5 protein-coding genes are annotated in these 5236 nt (G+C 75.2%); 4 read left to right on the top strand and 1 reads right to left on the bottom strand.

Translation table 11 applies throughout. From position 1 onward, the window contains the following. The coding region (locus tag OZN99_RS24755; protein ID WP_270937909.1) for a hypothetical protein at positions 1-482 on the bottom strand (482 nt) is incomplete at its 3' end. Here OZN99_RS24755 and OZN99_RS24750 point away from each other — a divergent pair. The 4 genes from OZN99_RS24750 to OZN99_RS24735 all read left to right on the top strand — a co-directional run. Continuing rightward, positions 481-1689, top strand: a complete 1209-nt coding sequence (locus OZN99_RS24750) for an AI-2E family transporter (protein ID WP_270937908.1) — start codon at positions 481-483, stop codon at positions 1687-1689. The genes OZN99_RS24755 and OZN99_RS24750 overlap by 2 nt on opposite strands. Positions 1690-1770: 81 nt before the next feature. Next, a complete protein-coding gene (locus tag OZN99_RS24745) occupies positions 1771-2733 on the top strand; it encodes a radical SAM protein (RefSeq protein ID WP_270937907.1) in 963 nt (320 codons plus the stop codon). Between the two features lie 132 nt (positions 2734-2865). After that, positions 2866-3837: a Bug family tripartite tricarboxylate transporter substrate binding protein gene (locus OZN99_RS24740; RefSeq protein WP_270937906.1), complete on the top strand. Its 972-nt coding sequence runs from the start codon at positions 2866-2868 to the stop codon at positions 3835-3837. Positions 3838-3881: 44 nt separating this feature from the next. Further along, on the top strand, positions 3882-5236 hold a 1355-nt coding region (locus OZN99_RS24735; protein WP_270937905.1), incomplete at its 3' end, for a xanthine dehydrogenase family protein molybdopterin-binding subunit.

Here is a 5236-nt window from a genome sequence, read left to right as displayed (position 1 = left end):
GCCTGCCCGTCCGCGCCCTCCGGCAGGGTGCAGCCGGCCAGCAGGATCGCGCTGCCCAGGATGCGCGCCTCCAGCGCCCCGGCCAGCGCCTCGCCCGCCGCCTCCCGCCCGAACTCGGCGTCCAGCGCCTCGCCCGCGCGGTCGATCTCGGCCTCCACGCGCGCATCCTCCGCGGCGATGCCCAGGATCTCCGCGGGCGGGTCCGGCTCTTCCCCGGCCTGCACCGCCATCAGGCCCAGCGCCGCGACCAGCGCCTGCATCGCCCCGCCGGCCCCGCCCTGGGACGCGAAGGCGCCGAAGGCGACCGCCATCGCGGCCTCGCCCAGCGCCTCCCGCGCTTCCGGGTCCATCGCGGCGATGGCGGGCTCCGCCTCGTCGGGCGCGTCGTCCGTGCCGGGCATCGGCGGCACGCCCCCCTCGGCGAAGGCCTGCGAGAGCGTCGCCAGCGCCTCGAAGAGGCGCTGCTCAGAAATGCCTGCCATGGCTGCTCGTCCCAACCTGATGCCGGCGCGGATCGTGGTGCCCGGCCGGCAGGCCAGCACGCCGCAGCGCGGCGGCGAACGCAAGGGGCCGCGGAACGTTGTCGCGCGGAACAACGGACAGGAGGGCGTGATGCCCGACGCCAATCCGGGTGGCGCCGGCGAGCCGGGCTGGCGCGGCGAGCTCGCCTTCCTGCGCCGGGTTCTGATCGTGGCCGGCGTGGTGCTGCTGCTGCTCTTCGCCTGGGCGGTGAAGGACGCGCTGCTGCTGCTGTTTGCCGCCGTGCTGGTGGCAGTCGGCCTGCGCGCCCTGGCCGACCCGCTGCGCGAGCGGCTGGGCGTGCCCTCCGGCCGGGCCGTCGCGGTTGCCTGCCTCATCGTGTTCGTCCCGCTCGGCCTGGTGCTGGTGCTGGTGGGCAGCGAGATCCGCGCCCAGGGCGCGCTGCTGCTGGACCAGTTGCCGGAAGCGGCGGACACGCTGCAGAGCCGCTTCGGCATCCGCATCCCGGTCCCCGGCGCGCCGGGCGCCCAGCCGGCGCCCGACACCTCCGCCGTGGGGGAGGTCGCGCGCCACGCCGCCTCCTACGCGCTGGTCGCCGTGGATGCGCTCGGCGCGCTGGTGATCGTGGTGGTGGGCGGCATCTACCTGGCCGCCGACCCGGCCCCCTACCGGCGCGGCGTCGCCAAGCTGATGCCACGCTCACGCCAGCCGGAGGCGGAGGAGGCGCTGGAGGCCAGCGGCCGGGCGCTGCGCCTGTGGCTGAAGGCGCAGCTGATGACCATGGCCGTGGTCGGCCTGCTGACCGGCCTCGGCGCCTGGGCGATCGGGCTGCCGGCGCCGCTTGCCCTCGGCCTCTTTGCCGGGCTGGCGGACCTCGTCCCGCTGGTCGGGCCCTTCATCGGCGCCCTGCCCGGGGTGCTGCTGGCCTTCAACGAGGGCTGGGAGACGCTGCTCTGGACGCTGGCGCTCTACGTCGTGGTGCAGCAGATCGAAGGCAACGTGCTGACGCCCCTGCTCGGCAAGCGGATGGTCTCCATCCCGCCGGCGCTGCTGCTGTTCTCCGTGGTGGCGGCCGGCGCGGTGCTGGGCCTGGGCGGCGTGCTGCTGGCGGCGCCGCTGACCGTGGTGGCCGTGGTGCTTGTCGGCAAGCTCTACGTGCAGGAGACGCTGGGCCGGAGCGTGGCGGTGCCAGGCGAGCCGGAGCGCTGACGCTGGCCCCCGCCGCGGCCGCCGCGTAACCTTGAACCCTCCCCGGGCGAAGCGCCCGGCAGCGCTTCTCGAGGAGCCCACTTGACCGTCCGCAACCCGGCCGCGCCGCGGCCGCTCGACCCTGCCAAGTTCCGCGACCCCGCCACCACCGCCAGGGGCGAGCGCCGCGCCAGCGTGGCGCCGGCGGGGCTGCGCACCCTCTGGATCAACACCGGCACGCTCTGCAACATCGCCTGCGCGAACTGCTACATCGAGAGCAGCCCACGCAACGACGCGCTGTCCTACATCACCGCCGCCGAGGTCGCCGCGTATCTGGACGAGGCGATCGGGCTCCGCGAGCCGCTGGAGGAGGTCGGCTTCACCGGCGGCGAGCCCTTCATGAACCCGCAGCTGCCGGCGATGCTGGCGGATGTGCTGGCGCGCCCCGGCCTCTCGGCCCTGGTGCTGACCAACGCGATGCAGCCGATGCGGCGCTACGCACCCGACCTGCTGGCGCTGCGCGACCGCTTCGGCGTGGACCGCCTGACCATTCGCGTCAGCCTGGACCACCCGGACGCCACGCCGCACGACGTGGAGCGCGGCGAGGGCAGCCATGCGAAGACGCTGGAGGGCCTGGTCTGGCTGGCGCGCGAGGGTTTCCGCATCCATGTCGCCGGGCGTGCCGGCTTCGGCGGCGACGAGGTGGCGATGCGGGCCGGCTTCGCCCGGCTCTTCGCGGACCACGCCATCCCGGTGGACGCGACGGACCCGGTGGCGCTGATGCTGTTCCCGGAGATGGACGCCACGGCCGACGTGCCGGAGATCACGGACGCCTGCTGGGGCATCCTGCACAAGTCGCCGGACAGCGTGATGTGCGCCACGACGCGCATGGTGGTGAAGCGCAAGGGTGCCGCGCGCCCGGCCGTCGTCGCCTGCACGCTGCTGCCCTACGACCCGCAGTTCGAGCTGGGTGCGACGCTGGCGGAGGCGCTGCGGCCGGTGGCGCTCAACCACCCGCATTGCGCGAGGTTCTGCGTCCTCGGCGGCGCCGCCTGCTCGCGGTGAGCGGCGCGCCGCGCCAGGATGGGGGGCGGCCGCGCCGGCCTGCGATCGCCCTGGGTGAGCACGCCGCAGGCGGGCACGTCAGGGCGTGAATCGCCGGCTTCGGCAAGGACGGCCCGCCAGGAGGAAGCGCCCATGTCCCACCCCATCCGCCGCGCCCTGCTCGGCGCCCTCGCCGCGGTCTCGCTGACCGCCGGAGCCGCCCTCGCCCAGCCGCGGGAGGCGCCGATCCGCCTGATCGTCGGCTTCCCGCCCGGCGGCGGCATCGACCTGCTGACCCGCGTCATGGGGCAGGAGCTGCAGGCGCGGCTGAACCGCCCCGTGGTGGTGGAGAACCGCACCGGCGCCGGCGGCAACATCGCCGCGGAAGCGGTGGCGAGGGCGCCGGCCGACGGCAGCGTGCTCGGCGCCATCCCGGCCGGCCCGCTGGTGATCAACCGGCACATCTACCGGACCATGCCCTACGACCCGCTGGCCGACTTCACGCCGATCAGCCGCTTCGCCGCCATCCCCGTGGTCATCCTGGCGAACAACGACTTCCCGCCGCGCAACATCGCGGAATTCGCGGAATGGCTGCGCGCCGGCCGCCCCGCCGCCTGCGGCACGCCGGGCGCGGGCACCACGCAGCACCTGACGGACATGCTGCTGCTGCGCGCACTGGGCAATTTGGACTGCACCATCGTGCACTACCGCGGCACCGGGCCGGCGCTGCCCGACCTCTTTACCAACAAGATCCAGGTCTACACCGACACGGTGGTGACCGGCCTGCCGCCGGTGCGCGACGGCCGCGCCCGGGCGCTCGCCATCGCCTCCCGCAGCCGCTCCGCGCTGGCGCCGGAGATCCCGACGGTGGCGGAGACCATCCCGGGCTTCGAGGCCGACACCTGGCTGGCGCTGATGGGCCCGCGCGGGATGCCGGACGCGCTCGTCGCGCAGCTGGAAGCCGCCGCCATCGCCATGGCGCGCGATCCCGCCGTGGTCGCACGGCTGCGCGAGCTGGGCGCCGAGGCCGTGGGCTCCACCCGCGCCGAACTGGCCGAGCTGATCCGGCGCCAGGACGCGCAATGGGGCCCCGTAGCGCGCGCGGCGAACGTGACGGCCGACTGACCCGCCGGTTGCCAAGCCGCGCCGCGCGTCGTTAGGTCCTCGCCATGGCCTTCGACGTCCTCCCCGGCCTCGGCCAGCCGCTGCGGCGGCTCGAGGATCCCCGGCTGCTGACCGGCGCCGGGCGCTTCACCGCGAACCACCCCGCGCACGGCGCGCTGCACGCCGTGTTCCTGCGCTCGCCGCATGCCCATGCGCGCGTGCTGCGCGTGGACGCGGACGCCGCGCGCTCCATGCCGGGCGTCGCCGCCGTGCTGACCGTGGCGGACACCGCCGGCCTCGGCCACAACCCGGCGGTCACGGAGATCCGCGACGCCGCGGGCCGCCGCCATGCGGAGCCGCCGCGCCTGCCCATCCCGCGCGACCGCGTGCGCCATGTCGGCGAGATCGTCGCCATGGTCGTCGCCGACACGGCGCACCTGGCGCGCGACGCGGCGGAGGCGATCGAGGTCGAGTACGACCCGCTGCCCGCCGTCGTCCTGCCGGAGGATGCGCTGCAGCCCGGCGCCCCGCAACTGCACGAGGAGGCGCCGGGCAATCTCGTCTGCGACTGGCACAAGGGCGACGCCGACGCCGTGCAGGCCGCGATGGCGGGCGCCGCGCATGTCACGCGCCTTGCCATCCGCTCGCCGCGCATCGTGGCCGGCTACATGGAAACGCGCGCCGCGCTGGCCGAATGGCGCGACGGGACGGTCACGCTCACCACGCCCTCCCAGGGCGTGCACGTGCTGCACCGCATCCTCTGCGACGACATCCTGCACTGGCCGCGGGAGAAGCTGCGCGTGGTGACGGAGGATGTCGGCGGCGGCTTCGGCCCCAAGCTGCCGCCCTACCCCGAGCAGGCCCTCGTCTGCCTCGCCGCCGACCGGCTGAAGCGCGACGTGCGCTGGGTGCAGGACCGCAGCGAGCACCACCTGGCCGACACCCATGCCCGCGACCTGCTGGCCGAGGTTGCCCTGGCGCTGGACGAGAACGGCCGCTTCACCGCCGTCCAGGTCGAGGCCGTGGCGAATTTCGGCGCCTGGGTCTCCACGGTGAACCCCTCCATCCCGACCGGCGGGATGGCGAAGGTGCTGACCGGCCTCTACGCCATCCCCGCCGCGCATATCCGCATGCGCTGCGCCTTCACCAACACCTGCCCGGTGGATGCGGTGCGCGGCGCCGGCAAGCCGGAGGCGCTGGTGCTGCTGGAAGCCGCGGTGGACCAGGCGGCGCGCGAGACCGGCCGCGACCCGGTGGCGCTCCGGCGCCTCAACCTCGTCCCCCGCGACGGCTTTCCGCACCGGACGCCGCTCGGCTTCGACTACGACAGCGGCGACTATGCCGCGCTGCTGGACGCCGCGCTGCGGGAGGCCGACGACGCCGGCTACGCGGCCCGCCGCGCCGCCTCCGCCGCCGCGGG

It is taken from the genome of Falsiroseomonas oryzae, assembly GCF_027856955.1.
Taxonomy (GTDB): Bacteria; Pseudomonadota; Alphaproteobacteria; order Acetobacterales; family Acetobacteraceae; genus Falsiroseomonas; species Falsiroseomonas oryzae.
Note: the sequence above shows the minus strand (reverse complement) of the source record. Positions and strands in the feature narration are given on the sequence as shown.

Coding starts and splice junctions, on each gene's coding strand:
- OZN99_RS24740 (WP_270937906.1), top strand. CDS start 2,866: ATGTCCCACCCCATCCGCCGCGCCCTGCTCGGCGCCCTCGCCGCGGTC.
- OZN99_RS24750 (WP_270937908.1), top strand. CDS start 481: ATGGCTGCTCGTCCCAACCTGATGCCGGCGCGGATCGTGGTGCCCGGC.